This window comes from Blautia sp. An81, assembly GCF_002161285.1.
Classification (GTDB): domain Bacteria; phylum Bacillota; class Clostridia; order Lachnospirales; family Lachnospiraceae; genus Blautia; species Blautia ornithocaccae.
Genome location: NZ_NFHH01000001.1, coordinates 222,789 through 240,507 on the forward strand (window position 1 = coordinate 222,789; position 17,719 = coordinate 240,507).

The following is a 17,719-nucleotide window of genomic DNA, read 5'->3' on the forward strand; positions in this document are numbered from 1 at the left end:
AATGTAAATGTCACTGTGTATTCTGTCACTTTATATGCTGGTGGGTAAACAGGTGATCCTGACAATATTCATAGTTCCCGTTACATTTTGAGCAAAAACGGAATTCCAGATCATCTCCGTCATTTTCTGTTCTTCCGCAAACTGCGCATTTATGTTTGGTGATTCCAGGCGCCATCTTAGGATGGACCGCTTTCTGAAACTGCTGTCTCCGGCGTACCTCTTTTGGCGAAATCCTGCTGAAATTCCTGGTAGACAGGAAAAAGATAATAAAGTTCAGCAATGAAGCAATGATCACTGTCCGGATGGCCCAGCTTCCTCTCACCAGATCATAGAGAATATAAGCTGCATCCAGCCATGCCAGCCATTTGATCTTAATCGGTATGATCATCATAAACAGCACCTGCATATCAGGATAGCTGAGAGCAAACGCCAGGAAAATAGACAGATTGATATAATATGTGGAGAAAGCAGGCGCATACATTACGCTGGAAGGCCCCATAATGAAATATAGAATAAAGGCGCCAATCACGGTAAAGATCATTCCACTGAGAATATACACATTATAACGAAAGGCCCCCCAGGTTCTTTCCAGAGAACTCCCCAGGGAGTAATAAAACAGCAGCATAATCACTACGAACAGGATATTGGAACTTGATGGCGGTATCAATATCCAGGATACCAGCCGCCAGATCTGAAAATGCAGAATATGATAGGGGCTGAGGTACAGATACCCCATCAGATTTACCCCTGTCAAGGCCTGCATATACACAAGAATATAGCCGATGATGTAACAGCCGATGATATATTTGGTAAGATTGTGGATCGCAAATCTTCCAAATTTCCGTTCCATTTTATTTAAGAAATTCATTTTGTCTCCTCAATTTTCTAAAGTTCTGCTTTCAGAATAAATCCTTTTTGGAGAAGATAAACGCAATAATCAGGCTTAGAAGCAGAGCCAGGACAATAACAATGGCAAACCCTGCAGGATTTCCTGCAAAAGGCATGCCGTCAGCATCCAGATTCATACCATAAGCACTGAATATCATGGTTGGTATGGACAGCACAATGGTAACCGTAGCCAGAAATTTCATAACAATATTCAGGTTATTGGAAACAATAGATGCAAAAGCATCGGTCATGCTGCTCAGGATCCCGCTGTACACATTCGCCATTTCAATAGCCTGCTTATTCTCAATAATAACATCTTCCAAAAGGTCCGTGTCATCGGGATACTGCTTGATCCTCTCTACCCGGAGAAGACGTTCCAGAACCATTTCATTTGATTTCAGAGAAGTAGTAAAATATACCAGAGATTTCTCAAGCTCCAAAAGTTCTATAAGCTCTTCATTTCTGGTAGCCGCCTGAAGCTTTTCCTCTACTTCTTCGCTTTTCTTGTCAATGATCCGCAGATAGTGCAGAAACATACTGGCATTTTTATACAGGATCTGCAGAATAAACCGGGTCTTCATATACGTATAAAAATTCCGCACTCTCCCATCCATAAACCTTCCCAATACAGAAGTATCTTCCAGGCAGACAGTAATGATCACTTCGTCCGTTACAATAATGGACAAAGGAATCGTGCCATACCAGTCCTTCTCTCCCCTCTCTTCCAGAATAGGCGTATCCACGATGATCAAGGTATAATCATCCTCCACCTCGATACGGGAACGTTCTTCCTCATCCAAAGGTGCTCTCAAATCATCCACCTCAATATGAAACTGGTTGGAAACCTCGAAAATTTCTGTTGCGGTAGGATCTGTCAGAGCCAGCCAGCATCCCTCGCTGGCTTCCTCCACCTGATGGATCTTCCCATCCATTGTCTTAAAAATTCTAATCATGGTATCTCCCTTCAACTCCTGCCATGACCAGACAGAGCAAAAGGGCGGTGCCTGAGTCGTCAGCAGGAAACATATTCTGTTTTTTGTCTTATCTTATATTTCTCTCCAGGACGACAAGGCCCGCTTTCCATAATTTTGCACTTCCTTTTTTATAGTTTTATAAATATTTCTTTGGTTATTCTCCACATTCGCATTTTGAAAAAATAATGCTGTTGGGGGTTTCTACTTTCATCGGTTTTCCCTTCATGATCAGCAGTTTTTTCTCATAGTCAATAGCAAAAGTGGTAATCGAATTGGATTCATGGTTTACCACTGCCAGATGTTTTCCATCCGGAAATACATCCAGATCCTTGGGGTAATTTCCGCTGATCGGAAGGATAAATTGTGTCTCCAGAAGACCGGTTTCTTCATCTCTCTTATACATGGCTACCGTATCCTCTCCTGCTGTTGAGCAGAAAAGATACTTTCCATCCGGAGAAAAACACAGCCCGGATGTAGCATCATGAATCTGATCATCCTTGGAAGCCAGGGTGGAGACCGTCTGTATTTTTTCAAATACCGGAGATTTTCCGGTTCCGTCGTATTTATAGACTTCAATGGTATTGTTCAACTCAAAATTCAGATAAGCAAATCTTCCATCCGGGCTGAATTTGATCAGTTTCGGACCGGATTCTCTTTTGCATCTCAAAATATCTACCAGTTCCAGGCGCTTTGTCCTGCTGTTAATTCTGTATATCTTCATCTGGTCAATGCCATTGTCCACTGCACAGAGATATTTATTATCCGGTGTAGGACGGACGCAGCTTACATGGGGGCGGAAATTTCTCTCTCCCACGCTGCCCAGGCCTTTATGGAACACGCCATCTACAACGCTTCCAAGACGGCCGTCTTTATGGGTATGCACTACGGTAACTTTTCCGTCATGGTATCCTGCCACAAAAAGATATTTGCCTTCTTCGTCCGTAGACAGATGGCAGCCCCTCATTCCGTCAATATCCACTTTATTGATAAAAGTCAGATCTCCATCCGGCTCAATGGCAAATACTGCCACTCCTTCATCCGCTATGGAATAAAGATATTTTCCATTTAATGAACGTGCCAGATGAGAAGAATTATTTACCGGAACGACTTTTCTCTCCTTTAAAGTCCCTTCCTCCACATTTACATCGTATACATGGATTCCGATACTGCTTCCATGGGTATAAGTTCCGACATACGCAACATATTTCTCTTTCATTTATGCAATACCCTCCTGTATTTATTGTTTTTACCACATGACAAATCTGTATCCCCTGCGGGATACCTAGTGCCATTCTACCACAAAGTTTTTTTTTATACAACTGAAAAACTGACCCAATCTTACCTTTTACCGGTTCTTTCTGAAGAATTTACATTTCCGGTATATTGACAGGAATTCCCCCTCCTGTATAATAGATGTAATGTCGAAATTTCATTATATAAAGGAGATTTGAAATGAATCATACATTAGTCGATTTGATTGATATATCCAAAAGTTTTGGGGATCAGATCGTCCTGGATAAGTTGAATCTTTCCATCCGGGAAAATGAATTTCTTACCCTTCTTGGGCCAAGCGGCTGCGGCAAAACCACTACCCTGCGTATCCTGGGGGGATTTGAAATCCCTGATTCCGGGAGAGTAATTTTCGATGGAGCTGATATTACCAGTCTGCCTCCCAACAAAAGAAACCTGAACACTGTGTTCCAGAAATATGCGCTTTTTTCCCATATGAATATAGAGGAAAATATTGCTTTTGGTCTGAAGATCTCCGGGAAAAGCGCTTCCTATATCAAAGATAAGATCAAATATGCCCTGAAGCTGGTAAATCTGGAGGGCTTTGAAAACCGTCTTCCGGATTCTTTAAGCGGTGGCCAGCAGCAGCGGGTAGCTATTGCCCGGGCCATTGTCAATGAGCCCCGGCTTCTGCTTCTGGATGAACCTCTTGGAGCTCTGGACCTGAAGCTCCGTCAGGACATGCAGTATGAACTGATCCGTCTGAAAAACGAACTGGGCATCACCTTTATCTATGTAACCCACGACCAGGAGGAAGCCCTGACTATGTCCGATACTATCGTGGTCATGAACCAGGGCTATATCCAGCAGATGGGTTCTCCGGAAGATATTTACAACGAACCTCAAAATGCTTTCGTGGCTGATTTTATCGGAGAGAGTAATATTATTTCCGGCGTCATGCTGGAAGACAGGCTGGTGGAAATCCTCGGTGCTAAATTCCCCTGTGTGGATACAGGCTTTGGAAAAAATAAGCCTGTAGACGTTGTGATCCGTCCGGAAGACGTGGACCTTCTTCCTCCTGAAAAAGGCACCATACAGGGTGTGGTCTCCCATCTGATTTTTAAAGGCGTCCACTACGAGATGGAAGTCCAGGCCAACGGATTCGAATGGCTGGTCCACAGCACGGACATGTTTCCTGTGGGACAGCAGGTAGGCATCCATGTGGATCCCTTTGATATCCAGATCATGAACAAGCCGGAATCTGAGGATGAGGAGGCGCTGGGTGTCAATGAATAAGCGAAAACTTCTCACAGGTCCCTATCTGGTATGGGCGGTGGCCTTTATCCTGATCCCTCTGGCAGTGGTCCTCTATTATGGACTGACCAACAGCGATGGGCAGTTTACCTTTGAAAATATCCTGGCTATCGGGACTGTGGAAAATTTTAAGGCTCTCTGCCTTTCTCTTCTCCTGTCCCTTATAAGCACCCTGATCTGTCTTCTGCTGGCCTATCCCCTGGCTATGATGCTTTCTGATATGAAAGTAAGCCAGACCAGCTTTATGGTGCTTCTCTTTATCCTGCCGATGTGGATGAACTTTCTGCTCCGGACCATGGCCTGGCAGACTCTTCTGGAAAAAAACGGCGTGATCAACCAGATCCTCTCTTTTTTCCACCTGCCCTCTATACAGATCATCAATACGCCATGGGCCATTATCCTTGGAATGGTCTACAATTTTCTGCCTTTTATGGTATTGCCCCTGTATAATGTACTGTCTAAAATCGACAAAGACGTCATCCTGGCAGCCAGAGACCTGGGCGCTACTCCTGTGTACACCTTCCGAAAGATCATCTTTCCACTGAGCCTGCCGGGGGTGATTTCCGGTATCACCATGGTATTTGTACCGGCTCTTACTACCTTTGTTATTTCCGACCTGCTGGGAGGCAGCAAGATCCTGCTGATCGGAAATGTCATTGACCGTCAGTTTCAGCAGGGAAGCAACTGGCATGTGGGAAGCGGACTTTCCCTGGTACTGATGATTTTTATCCTGCTCAGTATGTTCCTCACCGGAAAATATGACAAAAACGGAGAAGGAGGTATGTTCTGATGAAAAAAATTCTGCGAAGAACCTACTTTGGCCTGATCCTTTTTCTCATGTACGCTCCTATCCTGACCCTTATCGTCCTGTCCTTTAATGCTTCTAAGTCCAGGACTAAATGGGGCGGTTTCACTCTTTCCTGGTATGTTTCTCTGTTCCAGGACGAGGCCATTATGTCAGCTCTGTATAATACACTGATCATTGCTCTGGTCTCTGCTGTTCTTGCAACGCTTCTGGGAACCGCAGCTTCTATTGGAATCAGCGCCATGAAGCCAAGAGCCAAGACCATTTTTATGGGAATCACCAACATTCCCATCCTGAACTCGGAGATTGTTACTGGCATCTCTCTTATGCTGCTGTTTATTGCCTGCAGAGTGACCCTGGGGTTTACCACCATTTTGCTTTCTCATGTCACTTTCTGCATCCCCTATGTGATCTTAAGTGTCATGCCAAAGCTGCGGCAGACAGACAAAAGCACTTATGAAGCCGCCCAGGATCTGGGTGCCGGTCCAATATATGCCTTTTTTAAAGTGGTATTTCCTGATATCCTTCCAGGGGTAATCTCCGGCTTTCTTATGGCCTTTACCATGTCCCTGGATGATTTTATCATCACCCATTTTACCAAGGGGCCGGGAGTCGACACACTGTCTACGAAAATTTATGCAGAAGTCCGCAAGGGCATCCGCCCGGAAATGTATGCTCTGTCTACGCTCCTGTTCGTTACGGTGCTGGTTCTTCTGATCTTAATTAATTCCAGCCCCAAAGAACCGGCTGATACAAAGGTTACATCCTCTCGCAGAAACCGGAAACAGGTATTCCGCCTGGCGGTTCCTGCAGTTCTTGTCATTCTCCTTATAGGCGGCGGCATAGGCTACAGCCTGAAAAACGCCGGGAATGCTTCCGGTGAAAAACTGATCGTCTATAACTGGGGAGAGTATATTGATCCGGAAACTCTGGATATGTTTGAGAAAGAGACGGGAATTTCTGTGACCTATGAAGAATATGAGACCAACGAGATCATGTATCCCAAAATCCAGTCTCACGCCATTGCCTATGATGTGGTATGTCCTTCTGACTATATGATACAGCGTATGATTGAAAATGACCTGCTGGCAGAGATCAACTGGGACAATGTTCCCAATATCCAGAACATCGACCAGTCTTATATGGAACAGTCGGAAAGTTTCGACCCGGGAAATAAATACTCCGTTCCCTATTGTGTGGGAACCGTAGGGATCCTCTACAATACCACCATGGTAGATGAACCCGTAGACAGCTGGGACATCCTCTGGGATGACAAATACAAAGACAACATCCTTATGCAGGATTCTGTCCGTGACGCTTTCATGGTAGCTTTAAAAAGAAATGGAGATTCCTTAAATTCCGTAGATGTAAATGAACTGAACCAGGCGGCAAATGACCTGATTGAACAGAAGCCTCTGGTCCAGGCCTATGTAGTAGACCAGGTCAGAGACAAAATGATCGGAAATGAAGCAGCTCTTGGCGTGATCTACTCCGGAGAGGCCGGATATACTCAGCGGGAAAATCCGAATCTGGAATATGTGATCCCAAAAGAAGGCTCCAATGTATGGATTGATTCCTGGGTCATCCCAAAAAACGCCCAGAACAAAGAAAATGCGGAAAAGTTCATTAATTTCATGTGCCGCCCGGATATCGCCCTGATGAATTTTGAGTATATCACCTACTCCACTCCCAACAAGGCGGCCAGAGAACTTATTGAAGACCCGGATGTCCGCAACAGCAAAATCCTTTTCCCGGATCAGGAAGACCTGAAAAACTGCGAAACCTTTCAGTATCTGGGAGAAGAAGCAGACAATTACTATAATGAACTTTGGAATAAAGTAAAATCAAGGTAGTCTAAATGGAACGTATTTTTGAATTTACAGTGAGGCCGGACGAGCTCCCCTGCACTCTGGGAGAATACCTCAGAGCCAGGGGCTTTTCCAGACAGATCATCATTCATTTAAAAAAGACCCCCATGGGTATTCAGGTAAACGGCCAGTGGGCCTATGTAAGAACAGTTCTACAAGCAGGAGATCTGGTCACTATCCATTTATCAGAGACCGAATCCTCTGAAAAGATCCCTCCTGTCCCTATGGAGCTGGATATCCTCTATGAGGACCAGGATATCCTGGTGGTAAATAAACCTGCGGACACCCCGGTGCACCCATCTCTCCATAATTATGAAAATACTCTGGCCAACGGAATTGCCTGGTATTTTCAGCAAAAAGGAGAGCCTTTTGTATTCCGGTGCATCAACCGTCTGGACCGGGATACTACAGGACTTCTGATCCTGGGAAAGAATGCTTACAGCGCTTCTGTACTGTCTTCCCAGATGAAAAAAAGAGAAATCCACCGGACCTACCTGGGTGCTGCCCAGGGCATTCCCCAGCCCCCAGAAGGTACTGTAGCTGCTCCCATTGCCAGAGAAAAAGATTCTGCTATCCTCCGCTGCGTAGACTTTCAGCATGGTGAAGAAGCCGTAACTCATTACAAGACTCTCTGTACCGAAAAGGACAGTTCTCTTATCCGCTTTTCCCTGGAAACAGGCCGCACCCACCAGATACGGGTCCACATGAAGTATCTGGGAACGCCCCTTCTGGGAGATTATCTGTATAACCCGGAGTATTCCAAAATAAAAAGAGTGGCTCTCCACTCCTATTCTCTGGAGTTTCGCCACCCTGTAACCAATGAAGAGCTTTATTTTCAATCGCCTCTTCCAAAAGATATGGCAGAGCTGTTTCCCTCCTTTTAAAGAAGGGAAGCTCTGCCATATCTTTTTTAATTCCGTCTCAAGGCCTCTATGGGACTTAACGCCGCCGCTTTTCTGGCAGGATAGATTCCGAAAAAGATTCCCACTGCACAGGAAAAAAGAGTTGCGATCAGCACCGTACTCACACTGATTCCCGGCGTGATGGTCATTTCCTGTCCTGCACTCATAAGAAAGCACAGCCCATAGCCTCCTGCAATTCCAGTAAGGATCCCCATGATGCCTCCGATTACCGTCAGTATAGCGGATTCCGCTAAAAACTGGAGCATGATAGAGGAGGTTTTTGCCCCCAGGGCCTTTCTTATGCCGATTTCTCTGGTCCTTTCCGTTACAGAAACCAACATGATATTCATAACGCCAATACCGCCTACCAGCAGGGAAATCCCTGCCACAAAAGAGATAAAGGCCGTGATCATTCCCATCATGTCGTTCAGCATACTTACCACATCCTGGAAACTCTGTATCTGATAATAGTCTTCTCCAGACGCCTGATGACGCTGCTCCAGCAGGCGCACCACTCTATCTGAAACCTCCTGGGAGTCCAGGTTTTTGTCTGCCTGGATATAAATATTGGTAAAATTCTCCAGATCATCTCCCAGATAATCCTGTGCCGCTGTGTAAGGAATCGACAGACTTACCGGCATCCCTTCATAAGTATAAGTAACAAAGGTACCATTTTCTCTCTGAGTGCTGACACCTACGATCCGGTAAGATTTTGTCAGATCTGAAGACTGAACCTCAATATCCATTCCCACTACATCATCAGAACCGAAAAGCCTTTTGGCATCTGTATCAGAAATCACACAAACATTTCTGGCTTCTGCCACATCAGATTCACGGAAGTAAGCTCCCCGTTTCATCAGCGTGTTATTAATCAAAGCTGCATCCTGTGTCTCCAGGGACAGGCTTACGTCGAACTCGCCCTTTCCTGTCACAGTCTGCCCTGACAGGCCCATACTGATAGTAACTCCTTCCACGCCTTCCACTCCCCGGATAGCTTCCAGATCCTCTGGTGTAATATATGCGCCTTCGTTCATGGCATCTTCACTGCAGTAAATATAAATCTGTCCGCTTCCCACGCCGTCAATCTCCGAATTCATCTGGTTCCTGGTACCCTCTCCAATAGAGACAATGGCAATTACAGAAGCAATGCCAATGATAATTCCCAGCATGGTAAGGAAAGAGCGGCCTTTGTTCGCCAGAATATTCTGCACAGCCATTTTTACATATTCAGCCATATCTCTACTCCTGTTCTTTTACTCAGCAGCTTCTACTGCTGCAACGCTGTCTCCTACCTCATGATTGCCGATATCACGGATTACCTGGTCTCCTGCTTCCAATCCTTTTGTAATCTCTACATAGGAATCTGAGGTAACACCTGTCTCTATGGCTTTTTCAGTAATTTTTCCATCTTCCACCACATAGCAGAAGGAACCGTCTTTTCCGATATTTACGGCCTCTACGGGCAGGAGAGGCACATCTTTTGCCTGAGCTGCCTGGATACTGGCTTGAGCCTCTACACCGATAAAGATATTGTCGTCGGGGTTATCAATATGTATGGTCACGCCAATAAGGGCAGTTCCCTGTTCATTTGGAATTGCGATCCTGCTGATCTTCTCCACCGTTCCCTGATATTCGGAATCTCCAAGAGTGATAACCGCTTTCTGGCCTTCTTTTACCTTATCAAAATCATACTTAGAAATATTGGCCTCTACACAAACCTGTTCTGTACTCTGGAGTGTAAACAACTCCATACCCTGGGTCACAGTTGAACCCTGAGTCACCTGGGCATCAGATATAACGCCCCTGAACTCTGCCTGAATACCTTTTCTTCCTTCTTCAATAAGTTCCTGGATATTCTTTGCCTCCAGCTCAGCCAGATTGTTGGAAATCACCATCTGCTCCTGAGCGGCAGGCGTAAGACTTCCTGTATCTGCCTCGGCTACAGCCTCCTGAGAGGCCAGTTCTGACTGAAGCTGAGCCAGCTCTGATGAAGCAGTCTCCAGCTGATATTGAAGATCTGAAGTATCTGGAACAGAAGCAGTATCGCTTCCTGTTCCTGCTGTATAGTCTGCAGGATTCACTTCTCTCTTGACTGGCTCTGCCGGCGGGTTGTTCAGTGCATATTCATAATCTGACTGTGCAGAAGCAGGCGCATTTTCTTCATTCATCTTCTGCTGCAGTTCTTCCAGTTTCTTTTGATATTCCGGCAGTGTAACCGTATCATATTCTTCTTTTGCCTGCTGATATTCCTGGTCTGCCTGGGCCAATGCAGCTTCATAAGCCTGCTGTGCCTCCTGGGCGGCCTGCTGAGCTGCTGCCTGGGCATCTGCCGCAGCCTGTGACTGGGCATCTGTTATCTGCTGCTGAAGACTGGCAATCTGGTTTTGTTTTTCTTCTATCTGGTTTTCCAGCTCCGGAATCCTGGCCTGAGCTTCTGCCTGCTTTGACGCCGCGTCGGCTGCCTGCTGCTGGGCATCCTCAAGCTGAAGCTGGCCGGACCTCACATTTAATTCTGCCTTCTGGTTCTCACTTTCCAGGTTTTCCAGATTAAAGCCGATAATGGCCTGTCCCGCTTCCACAGTATCTCCTGTTTCCACAGGCATAGTCTGGATTTCTCCGTTTATAGGAGAAAAAAAGGTCTTTTTCTGTTCACTTTCCACATTTCCGGATGCCTCTACTTCCTGTGTCACATTTCCTTTTGTCACCGCAATAGTCTCTACTGTGGGAACACTTTCATTCCCCTGTCCCCTGACACCGATCACCCCAATGATAATAATAGCAACCGCCACAATTCCCAGAGTAATGAGCATAATACCGTTTTTACTCTTCCATATTCCCTTCTTCATGATTCTCCTCCGTCTTTTCATATTCTGTCTCTTCATATTCCGGATTGAGCATATCCGTCTCTATTTTTCCATCCATAATACGTACTACCCGTTTTGCCTGGGAAGCAATCCCGTCATCGTGGGTAATCAGGATAACTGTTCTTCCTCCTGCATGGAGCTTTCTCAAAATCCCCAGGATTTCTTTACTGGAAGCTGAATCCAGATTTCCCGTAGGCTCATCGGCTAATATTACCGGAGGCTTTGCCGCAATAGCCCTGGCAATAGCTACACGCTGCTGCTGGCCTCCTGACATTTCCGAAGGTTTGTGGGTCATTCTGTTTTCCAGTCCCACCATTGCCAGGGATTCTCTGGCCAGCTTTCTTCTGCTCTTCTTATCCATTCCCCTGTAGATCAGAGGCAGCTCCACATTTTCCTCTGCCGTCAGGTTGGGGATCAGGTTAAATCCTTGAAAAATAAATCCAATTTCCCGGTTCCTGATTTCAGACAGCTGATTATCCGTCATTGTAGACACATCTGTACCGTTAAGGTAGTATTTACCTGAAGTAGGCACATCCAGACATCCCAGCATGTTCATGAAAGTAGATTTTCCAGAGCCAGACTGGCCGATGATAGCCACAAATTCCCCCTCATCGATTTCCAGATTAATGTGATCCAATGCTCTTACTTCATTTTCCCCTGGATTGTAAATTTTACATAAGTCTTCAACTTTAATTAAATGTTCCATAGGCTTTTCCTTTCTCCATATGCTGATTTTGCCAAAACTCTCCCAAAATCAGGAAGAACAGAACAAAACAGAATATTCTTTTCTGTCTCGTCCTGTCCCTTTCTTTTCTAAAATAAACCCTCTGTTTTCAGATTTTCCTTTATTACTGGTTACTGGGCTTTGCCGTCCAGCATTGCCTGACGGTTTTTCAGTGCACCCCAGAAGTACAGCAGCGGCAGGATCAGACCAGCTATCATAGAAATAATACTCACTACATTGACTCCTGCGGAAATTGCGGAGTATGCATCATTTCCCAGCTGCCACAGGATCAGAATAATGCCGCAGACAAAGCATATCCCTGCTTTCTGTATCTTATTGCAGTTAACAATTCCGATGATCCCGATCACTGTATTGAGAAGTGACCCGGCTGCGGTAATGTACACACTCATTTGATATGCTTCTACAGTGATCCCGGAAGCGGTAATGGTCTGCTCAAAAAGTTCTCCCATCTCTCCTTCTCCGATTGTGCCAAGCATGGCAAAGTTAACAAGGTTCGTCAGAAATGACAGGACCCCAAAGACCACCATAATGATCCCCACTACCTTCAGCAATGTTTTTCCAGGTGCTTTTTCTTTCATTACATTCTCCCCTCTCTATTGATTTTCCTCATTGTATAATCCTTGGAGAGAAAAGTCAATTTATTTTACAGAAATTTTCGATAACTATCCTAAAATACAGGAAAATCGGCCTATTGTAAAATACCTTTCATAAATATCTATTCAATACCTCTAAGGTAACCGTTTATTTTTAAATATTTTATAATTTTTATTCTATAGAAAGGAAAAAGGAACTGTCGCATTAATCAAAATCGAAAATATTTATACATTTTCTTGCTCAGTCTGCGCCACATTGAGCCCATGGTCTCAAAGCTATGCTCGACAAATTCGCATAAAATGTATAAATATTTCTGACATATGTTTAATGCAACAGTTCCTTTTTCTTATAAGGCCCGTATCCTTGGTACTTCATCTACATGGAGATATCTGCTTACAGCTCTCACAATAATGTCATGATTTACGAAATGGTTCTGATTTGAAACCAGGATCACGCCGATGACTCCTACCTCCTCTATACGTATGGGAAAGCCTCCGCCCATACAGGAATATTCCCTGGTGTTCAGACCGATGTCTTCCAAAGTCTCCTCTGATTTCTTCATCTCGCTGTAGAGAAGCATGGTACTCTTTTCCATTCTCCGTACTGTATTGTACATCTTCGTCATCCAGGACTCATTATTCAGGTTTGTGCTGTTTCCGGCATATTTGAATACGGTATATCCGTTGTTCAGGCGAATCTCCACAGCCGTATCCAGACCTCTTTTTCTGGCCTCTGCCACAATAATATTTCCCAAAGCCCATGCGTCCTCATTGGTGAAATGTCCAAACTGGAGAATTTCCTCCTGCATTGCCAAAACCGTGATTACTTCTTCGATGGTCATATGAAACACCTCCTGATGTTACCGGATCCTGTCCGGGAAACCAACCTTGCGCTGAACCTTTCTCAGTGTTTTATTTGCAAAATACTGGGCTTTTTCTGCGTTCTCTTTAATAATAGAATCAATATAAGCCTTGTCCTTTTCCAGGCGGGCAACCTCGTCCTGAAGAGGCTTCAGGACACTGACTACTGCCTCTCCTACAGCCATTTTCAGCTCGCCGTAGCCTTTTCCTTCAAATTCTTTTACTGCTTCGTCAGGAGTTTTTCCAAGGCATGCACAATAAATATCGATGAGATTTTTCAGCCCCGGCTGCTCCTCTCTGTAGGCAATGCAGGCTTCTGAATCTGTTACCGCACGCTTGCATTTTCTCATAATGGTATCCGGATCATCCATAAGATAGATGCTTCCGTTAGGATTCTCATCGGATTTTGACATCTTTTTGGAGGGATCCTGAAGACTCATGATCTTGGCTCCTACCTTGCCGATATAAGCTTCCGGCACAGTAAATACGTCACCGTAAATATTATTAAAACGAATGGCAATATTTCTGGTCAGTTCCAGATGCTGCATCTGGTCAATCCCCACCGGCACCACATCTGCCTGGTACAGAAGAATATCTGCCGCCATAAGTACCGGATAGGTGAAAAGTCCTGCATTGATATTATCCGCATGCTTCGCAGCCTTGTCTTTGAACTGGGTCATACGGTTCAGCTCCCCCATATAGGTAAAACAGTCCAGGATCCAGGCCAGCTCTGCATGGCCGGATACATGAGACTGGTAATAAATACAGTTTTTCTTAGGATCCAGTCCTGCCGCAATATACAGAGTCAGCAGCGCCCTTGCTCTTTTTCTAAGCGTCGCCGGATCCTGGCGGACCGTAATCGAATGCATATCCACCACGCTGTAAAAACATTCATAATCATCACTTAATTTTACCCAGTTTTTCAGAGCCCCAAGGTAATTTCCCAAAGTCAGATTTCCTGTAGCCTGCATGCCGCTGAATAAAACCTTTTTATCATTGATCATAACTTATGTCCTCCACTGCTACGTTTTCCTTAGAAAATATTTTAACACGTTTCCTGACCGTCAGCAACTGTAGTTTTATTTCTCTCCTTCCACCAGAAACATAGGCGTAGAATAATAATTTGCTCTTTCTTCCCTGCTCCAGACTTTCTCCCACACATCTTCTTCCACTTCTACTTTTGCACATGCCAGTTTCTCCAGAAGCTCTTTGTCCCAAAGAGGACGGTTTATCTGGCTTAAAGGCACTTTTCTGGCAATATCCTCCATGGCATCGATATCTGTGCAGGTATAATGATCCTCCATATGAAGAGCTTCCACTCTCTTTCGGTCCTCCTCATATTCTCTCCGTTTTTTCTCATCAAAAAGGTGGTGATACCAGTTAGCGTCATAGTTCAGAAGCTTTCCGCCTTTTTTCAATACTCTCAGCCATTCCTCATAAGCTCTGGTGGGATTCTCCAGATTCCAGGTAAGATTTCGGGATACTACTGCATCAAAAGTCTGGTCCGGAAACTCCAGGTTCTGGGCATCCATCTGCATCCACTGGATTTTTTCAGCCAGATTTCCCGCATTATGCCGGGCTTCTTTCAGCATTTCCTCTGTATAGTCCACAGCCGTTACCTGATAACCAGCCTGGGCCAGGATAATGGCAAAAAACCCCGGTCCTGTACCGATGTCCAGGATTTTTGTTTCTTCTGGTTTCTTACCAGGAAGATGTTCTCTCAGATTTTCCAGCCAGACCTGCCTTTGGCGGGTGGCCAGTTCTTCCTGATTTACCTGGGAATATCCCTCCGCTCTTTTTGTCCAATATTCTTCTATCTGATTCAGCAATTCCATATTTTTGTTTCCTTCCCTGTATTTAAGTTCTTGATTTATGCTAATTATTCTGGAAGGAAGTATACCATGGATTTCTTTTATCTCACAAGCCCCCTAAGGGGTTATACTTTGACATTCCACTTTCCAGCGTCTATAATAAAGGTATGGCAGAAACACCCTTTATGCCTATTATTAATTACCTAGAAAGGACTGAAAAAATGGAAAAAATCGCAAGCTTCACCATTGACCATATCAAACTGAAACCAGGTGTTTATGTATCCAGAAAAGACCATGTGGGAACAGAAACTATCACCACTTTCGACCTGCGTATGACCTCACCAAATGACGAGCCTGTTATGAATACTGCAGAAGTTCATACCATTGAACATCTGGGCGCTACTTTCTTAAGGAATCATCCGGTTTTCGGCTCTAAAACTGTTTACTTCGGCCCCATGGGCTGCCGTACCGGCTTTTATCTCCTGCTGGCAGGAGACTACGAATCCAGGGATATCGTAGAGCTGATAAAAGAAATGTTTATCTTTATCCGGGATTTTAAAGATGAAGTTCCCGGCGCCTCTCCGAAAGACTGCGGCAACTATCTGGACATGAACCTGGGGATGGCAAATTACCTGGCCAAAAAATATCTGGACGAGGTTCTCACAGATATTTCTGAGGACCGGCTGGTATATCCGGAATAAAAAATATATCATAAACTACAGTACCGGTACAGAGGCATTTACTTCTCTGTACCGGTATCTTTTTTCATATCCCAGTCTTCTAATTCGCCGAGATTTTCGATTTCATAAAAAAATACTTCTTCCATATGCCTTTTGAGAACTCTTTTTCCTCCTGTATCTCCCTGGAGTTCCATCAGTTCCGGCACAAAGCTCTCATGAAAGATCACCGGATTTCCCGGCGTCTTCTGGTAAGACATACAGCCAATCTTTTTCCCGCTTTTCAGGAACGCCTCCAGAAAATCTCCAATAGTCTTTTTCTGAAGGAAAGGCTGGTCTGCCACAAAAAACATATAATAAGCTTCTCTGCCCTGACAGCTAAATCTTTTGCTGGCCTTCAGGCCAATCTGAAGAGAAGAGGAAATCCCCCTTTCACTGTGCGGATTTTCTACGGCAGTGAGTCCCTGTCTCCTGGCTTCTTTCAGGATCTCTTCATACTGGCTGACCAGCACCAGCGAATGGGCGAAGCCTTCTTTCTGGAGTTCTTCTAACTTTTCCATAGTCCACAGGTACATGGGCTTTCCTTTTACCGGATACAGCAGTTTATTCTCCCCGAATCTTCTGGAAAAGCCTGCTGCCAGAAGGATCATATGGATACATTTCTCTCTTTCTTCTCTGGAATGAAGAAACACCGGCACTGACATCTGAGTTTCTATTTTCTCTTTCACTCTTTCCGGCTCATCCAAAAGATCCTGCTGATTCAAGATCACTGCAATTTTTCTTCCCGGATATTGTTTTTTTAAAGGTTCCACATAACCCTTTTCCAGCAGCCTTCCCAGAAGTTCCGAAGTCAGAATCCAGCTTTGTGAGCCAAGGATTTTCTCTGCAAATTTCAGTCTGTGGCAGACCTCCTCCAGAGGCCTCCCAAGAGCAGAAGCTCCCGCCAGAATTAAGATATGCGTAGTATCCTCTCTAAGCACCGGTTCACCTTTTCCCGGGACTTTAACCGGAAATTTTCTGGAACCGTCAGCCTCTGTGAGTATGGCCTGAGCCTGTTCCCTTACCTGTCTGTAATCTTCTTCTGTAAGTCCTTTGATTTTTTCCGGAGTTTCACTGCTGGTTCCGGCGATTACCACACCTGGAGTCTCCAGAGCTTCCCTGACCTTTTCTCCAGGCTGGTCAATAAGGCCCGTTCTCCCCAGAAGTTTTGGGTGCTCCATATGGACAGTGGTAGTGACCAACACTTTTTTTCCCTGGGCAGCCCACTGGTCCGCCAGTTCCAGTATACAGGAGGTTTTTCCCCCAGCTCCTACAAAGGAAACCGCCGTTTTTGACCCTGTTCCCAGTTTTTCCATGATTTCATCCAGTTTCATCTTTCCAGTACACCCTTCTCATAGGCGCTGACCAGTTCCAGAACACTTCCTGCGATACATCTGGCTTTATCTGATATCAGTGCGCAGTGAGCCTGGGATTCTTTTCTGGGATCTACGTCTGCAATCTTAAAATGTTCCGTCACAGGATAGCCCTCCTGGATAATCCCCCGCAGGACCCCTGAAATCTCAGTATAGACAGAAGCAGGTTCTCCCTCTCTTTCTATCCAGCCGATCCGGCTGCCCCTTTCTACCCAGTCTCCAATCTCTTTTTCCTGGTGAAAGATTCCCTGACAGGGGGAATGGATCACTCTTTCTTTTCCATAGCCGCCGATCACTCCAGGTACTCCTGTATTAGGGATTGCCCCTCCCTGGCCGATGATCCTTCCCAGATAATGGCCTCTCTTGGTCTCTATCACATAATCCACGTCTTCTCCAGCAGTAAATCCAGGTCCCAAGGCTATGGTCAGCTCTGACATATCTCTCCTGGTCCCCAGATTTTTTTTCGCCATGATTCCATCTATGAGGATATCCGGATAATACTTTTCAAGGCATTTTCCCTGTGGGTCTACGATAAGCTGGGGCCGGTTCCATGCCACCTGCTCCAGAGCCTCCTCAAAACATTCTGCCCGACTGCAGGTCAGTCCCTCTACTTCCATGGTTCCCTCATAAACAGCCTGACAAAAGGCCACCAGACGCCGGATAGCAGAAGGACGCTCACATTCCAGGATAATCACCGGATAGCCGCTTTTACAGAGTCTGTGTATGGTGGCAGTGGCCAGATCGCCCCCTCCTCTTACAATAATAGGCTTCATAA

The 17,719-nt window shown here is 45.2% G+C and carries 17 protein-coding genes; 5 read left to right on the plus strand and 12 right to left on the minus strand.

Annotation, left to right across the window (positions count from 1 at the left end; all coding sequences use genetic code 11):
- Positions 1-25 precede the first annotated feature (25 nt).
- The 3 genes from B5G33_RS01055 to B5G33_RS01065 form a co-directional block, all read right to left on the minus strand.
- Positions 26-868 (minus strand): hypothetical protein, encoded by an 843-nt coding sequence (locus tag B5G33_RS01055; protein ID WP_087416434.1) that lies wholly within the window; start codon positions 866-868, stop codon positions 26-28.
- A 31-nt stretch (positions 869-899) separates the two neighbouring features.
- Entirely contained in the window at positions 900-1,841 is a 942-nt protein-coding gene (locus B5G33_RS01060) for a magnesium transporter CorA family protein (RefSeq protein WP_087416435.1), read from the minus strand.
- 175 nt (positions 1,842-2,016) lie between these two features.
- On the minus strand, positions 2,017-3,078 hold the full coding sequence (locus B5G33_RS01065; RefSeq protein ID WP_087416436.1) for a lactonase family protein: 1,062 nt from the start codon (positions 3,076-3,078) through the stop codon (positions 2,017-2,019).
- A 236-nt stretch (positions 3,079-3,314) separates the two neighbouring features.
- Between B5G33_RS01065 and B5G33_RS01070 the strand changes: the two genes are divergently transcribed.
- Genes B5G33_RS01070 through B5G33_RS01085 form a run of 4 tightly spaced genes read left to right on the plus strand, consistent with a single transcriptional unit; the run spans position 3,315 to position 7,963 of the window.
- Entirely contained in the window at positions 3,315-4,388 is a 1,074-nt protein-coding gene (locus tag B5G33_RS01070) for an ABC transporter ATP-binding protein (protein WP_087416437.1), read from the plus strand.
- On the plus strand, positions 4,381-5,196 hold the full coding sequence (locus tag B5G33_RS01075; protein ID WP_087267311.1) for an ABC transporter permease: 816 nt from the start codon (positions 4,381-4,383) through the stop codon (positions 5,194-5,196). Before B5G33_RS01070 ends, B5G33_RS01075 begins: the two co-directional genes overlap by 8 nt.
- Positions 5,196-7,064, plus strand: coding sequence for an extracellular solute-binding protein (locus tag B5G33_RS01080; RefSeq protein ID WP_087416438.1), 1,869 nt, complete (start codon positions 5,196-5,198; stop codon positions 7,062-7,064). The genes B5G33_RS01075 and B5G33_RS01080 overlap by 1 nt, the downstream gene beginning before the upstream one ends.
- Before the next feature lie 5 nt (positions 7,065-7,069).
- Positions 7,070-7,963, plus strand: a complete 894-nt coding sequence (locus B5G33_RS01085) for an RluA family pseudouridine synthase (protein ID WP_087267305.1) — start codon at positions 7,070-7,072, stop codon at positions 7,961-7,963.
- A 26-nt stretch (positions 7,964-7,989) separates the two neighbouring features.
- Here the strand turns inward: B5G33_RS01085 and B5G33_RS01090 are convergent, their stop codons facing one another.
- The 7 genes from B5G33_RS01090 to B5G33_RS01120 form a co-directional block, all read right to left on the minus strand.
- Positions 7,990-9,216 carry an ABC transporter permease gene (locus tag B5G33_RS01090; protein WP_087267302.1) on the minus strand — a complete coding sequence of 409 codons (1,227 nt, stop codon included), beginning with the start codon at positions 9,214-9,216 and terminating at the stop codon, positions 7,990-7,992.
- An 18-nt stretch (positions 9,217-9,234) separates the two neighbouring features.
- Positions 9,235-10,827: an efflux RND transporter periplasmic adaptor subunit gene (locus tag B5G33_RS01095; RefSeq protein ID WP_087416439.1), complete on the minus strand. Its 1,593-nt coding sequence runs from the start codon at positions 10,825-10,827 to the stop codon at positions 9,235-9,237.
- Positions 10,802-11,551: an ABC transporter ATP-binding protein gene (locus tag B5G33_RS01100; protein ID WP_087416440.1), complete on the minus strand. Its 750-nt coding sequence runs from the start codon at positions 11,549-11,551 to the stop codon at positions 10,802-10,804. Before B5G33_RS01100 ends, B5G33_RS01095 begins: the two co-directional genes overlap by 26 nt.
- A 149-nt stretch (positions 11,552-11,700) precedes the next feature.
- A complete protein-coding gene (locus B5G33_RS01105; RefSeq protein ID WP_087416441.1) occupies positions 11,701-12,168 on the minus strand; it encodes a hypothetical protein in 468 nt (155 codons plus the stop codon).
- Between the two features lie 362 nt (positions 12,169-12,530).
- On the minus strand, positions 12,531-13,025 hold the full coding sequence (locus B5G33_RS01110; protein ID WP_087267290.1) for a heme-degrading domain-containing protein: 495 nt from the start codon (positions 13,023-13,025) through the stop codon (positions 12,531-12,533).
- An 18-nt stretch (positions 13,026-13,043) separates the two neighbouring features.
- Positions 13,044-14,048: a tryptophan--tRNA ligase gene (trpS, locus tag B5G33_RS01115; RefSeq protein ID WP_087267287.1), complete on the minus strand. Its 1,005-nt coding sequence runs from the start codon at positions 14,046-14,048 to the stop codon at positions 13,044-13,046.
- Positions 14,049-14,123: 75 nt separating this feature from the next.
- Entirely contained in the window at positions 14,124-14,879 is a 756-nt protein-coding gene (locus B5G33_RS01120; RefSeq protein WP_087416442.1) for a class I SAM-dependent methyltransferase, read from the minus strand.
- Positions 14,880-15,076: 197 nt separating this feature from the next.
- Here B5G33_RS01120 and B5G33_RS01125 point away from each other — a divergent pair, with 197 nt between their 5' ends.
- Positions 15,077-15,556 (plus strand): S-ribosylhomocysteine lyase, encoded by a 480-nt coding sequence (locus B5G33_RS01125; protein WP_087267659.1) that lies wholly within the window; start codon positions 15,077-15,079, stop codon positions 15,554-15,556.
- A gap of 38 nt (positions 15,557-15,594) precedes the next feature.
- Here the strand turns inward: B5G33_RS01125 and yqeC are convergent, their stop codons facing one another.
- Together yqeC and yqeB are read right to left on the minus strand one after the other, a co-directional pair.
- Positions 15,595-16,905 carry a selenium cofactor biosynthesis protein YqeC gene (gene yqeC / locus B5G33_RS01130; RefSeq protein WP_087416443.1) on the minus strand — a complete coding sequence of 437 codons (1,311 nt, stop codon included), beginning with the start codon at positions 16,903-16,905 and terminating at the stop codon, positions 15,595-15,597.
- Positions 16,902-17,717: a selenium-dependent molybdenum cofactor biosynthesis protein YqeB gene (gene yqeB, locus B5G33_RS01135; RefSeq protein WP_087416444.1), complete on the minus strand. Its 816-nt coding sequence runs from the start codon at positions 17,715-17,717 to the stop codon at positions 16,902-16,904. The genes yqeC and yqeB overlap by 4 nt, the downstream gene beginning before the upstream one ends.
- Between the last annotated feature and the right edge of the window lie 2 nt (positions 17,718-17,719).

Bases quoted from the DNA above. Each gene is read 5' to 3' on its own strand.
- B5G33_RS01055 (WP_087416434.1), bottom strand. From the start codon at position 868: ATGAATTTCTTAAATAAAATGGAACGGAAATTTGGAAGATTTGCGATC.
- B5G33_RS01060 (WP_087416435.1), bottom strand. From the start codon at position 1,841: ATGATTAGAATTTTTAAGACAATGGATGGGAAGATCCATCAGGTGGAG.
- B5G33_RS01065 (WP_087416436.1), bottom strand. From the start codon at position 3,078: ATGAAAGAGAAATATGTTGCGTATGTCGGAACTTATACCCATGGAAGC.
- B5G33_RS01070 (WP_087416437.1), top strand. From the start codon at position 3,315: ATGAATCATACATTAGTCGATTTGATTGATATATCCAAAAGTTTTGGG.
- B5G33_RS01075 (WP_087267311.1), top strand. From the start codon at position 4,381: ATGAATAAGCGAAAACTTCTCACAGGTCCCTATCTGGTATGGGCGGTG.
- B5G33_RS01080 (WP_087416438.1), top strand. From the start codon at position 5,196: ATGAAAAAAATTCTGCGAAGAACCTACTTTGGCCTGATCCTTTTTCTC.
- B5G33_RS01085 (WP_087267305.1), top strand. From the start codon at position 7,070: ATGGAACGTATTTTTGAATTTACAGTGAGGCCGGACGAGCTCCCCTGC.
- B5G33_RS01090 (WP_087267302.1), bottom strand. From the start codon at position 9,216: ATGGCTGAATATGTAAAAATGGCTGTGCAGAATATTCTGGCGAACAAA.
- B5G33_RS01095 (WP_087416439.1), bottom strand. From the start codon at position 10,827: ATGAAGAAGGGAATATGGAAGAGTAAAAACGGTATTATGCTCATTACT.
- B5G33_RS01100 (WP_087416440.1), bottom strand. From the start codon at position 11,551: ATGGAACATTTAATTAAAGTTGAAGACTTATGTAAAATTTACAATCCA.
- B5G33_RS01105 (WP_087416441.1), bottom strand. From the start codon at position 12,168: ATGAAAGAAAAAGCACCTGGAAAAACATTGCTGAAGGTAGTGGGGATC.
- B5G33_RS01110 (WP_087267290.1), bottom strand. From the start codon at position 13,025: ATGACCATCGAAGAAGTAATCACGGTTTTGGCAATGCAGGAGGAAATT.
- trpS (WP_087267287.1), bottom strand. From the start codon at position 14,048: ATGATCAATGATAAAAAGGTTTTATTCAGCGGCATGCAGGCTACAGGA.
- B5G33_RS01120 (WP_087416442.1), bottom strand. From the start codon at position 14,879: ATGGAATTGCTGAATCAGATAGAAGAATATTGGACAAAAAGAGCGGAG.
- B5G33_RS01125 (WP_087267659.1), top strand. From the start codon at position 15,077: ATGGAAAAAATCGCAAGCTTCACCATTGACCATATCAAACTGAAACCA.
- yqeC (WP_087416443.1), bottom strand. From the start codon at position 16,905: ATGAAACTGGATGAAATCATGGAAAAACTGGGAACAGGGTCAAAAACG.
- yqeB (WP_087416444.1), bottom strand. From the start codon at position 17,717: ATGAAGCCTATTATTGTAAGAGGAGGGGGCGATCTGGCCACTGCCACC.